Consider the following 1,345-nt stretch of genomic DNA (forward strand, 5'->3'; position numbering starts at 1 on the left):
CGCCTTTGAAGTGACTACTCCCTAGATACGCACATCATGATATTTTTTTTTAATTGATTCAATTTAAAAAAGACCTAAAGTTAGGGATTTATCAATCGGTAATGTTGCTCCAATACCCAACCAAAGGGCTACTGCAGTACCAATCAAAAAAACGGTTGTCGCTACTGGACGACGAAATGGATTTTGGAATTTATTAACATTTTCCAAAAACGGTACTGTTAATAATCCCGCGGGTACTGAAACCATTAAAAGAACACCCAATAACTTGTTAGGTACTGTACGAAGTATTTGAAATACAGGAAAGAAATACCATTCAGGTAATATTTCTAAAGGAGTTGCAAATGGATCCGCGGGTTCACCAATCATTGAAGGTTCTAGAACCGCTAAGCCCACGTTACAAGCAATAGTACCGAGAATTACTACTGGAAAAATATATAAAAGATCATTGGGCCATGCGGGTTCCCCATAATAATTATGACCCATACCTTTAGCTAATTTAGCTCTTAATACAGGATCGTTCAAGTCAGGTTTTTTTGTTACTCCCATAATCCATTTTCTCTTCGGGGAATTCCCTTCAACTATTCATGTCATATCAAATAAATAATAGAATATTGTTGTAGTTGAAAGGAAATATCCAAATACATGTCTTATTTTTTTTTTCAATAATCCATATTTGTAGCAATGAAATACTATTGTTCCTCCCCCAAGTAATAAGATAAATTATTGGTTACAATATAGTTAGGGTCTATATTCTCTATAAAGGACCAGAAATGCCTTGCTTACGTATCATTAGGAAATGCATTAACATAAATACAGCAGTAAGAAGGGGTAATACAAAAGTGTGTAAACTATAAAAACGGGTCAAAGTGGCTTGTCCCACACTAGCACTTCCACGTAATAACTCTACCAAAGGCGATCCTATTACCGGAATAGCGTCCGGAACGCCTGTTACGATTTTGACTGCCCAATAACCAACTTGGTCCCAAGGTAAGGAATAACCTGTTACGCCAAAAGACGCGGTCAACACACCCAGAACCACGCCTGTAACCCAAGTTAATTCGCGAGGTTTTTTAAAACCACCAGTGAGATAGACACGAAATACGTGCAGGATCATCATTAAGACCATCATACTTGCCGACCATCGATGAACTGATCGGATTAACCAACCAAAGTTAGCTTCAGTCATTATGTATTGAACAGAAGCAAAAGCCTCAGTAACGGTTGGACGATAGTAAAAAGTCATAGCAAATCCTGTAGCTACTTGTACCAAAAAACAAGTAAGCGTAATTCCTCCTAGACAATAAAATATGTTAACATGAGGAGGAACATATTTACTAGTTATATC

The 1,345-nt window shown here is 37.2% G+C and carries 2 protein-coding genes; both read right to left on the bottom strand.

Annotated features, from left to right (window positions below; all coding sequences use genetic code 11):
• Positions 1-63 precede the first annotated feature (63 nt).
• Positions 64-546 (bottom strand): cytochrome b6-f complex subunit IV, encoded by a 483-nt coding sequence (gene petD / locus IE294_RS50380; RefSeq protein WP_229918588.1) that lies wholly within the window; start codon positions 544-546, stop codon positions 64-66.
• A 208-nt stretch (positions 547-754) separates the two neighbouring features.
• On the bottom strand, positions 755-1,345 hold a 591-nt coding region (gene petB / locus IE294_RS50385; RefSeq protein WP_189895383.1), incomplete at its 5' end, for a cytochrome b6.

This window comes from Streptomyces canarius (genome assembly GCF_014650735.1).
Classification (GTDB): Bacteria; Actinomycetota; Actinomycetes; order Streptomycetales; family Streptomycetaceae; genus Streptomyces; species Streptomyces olivaceoviridis.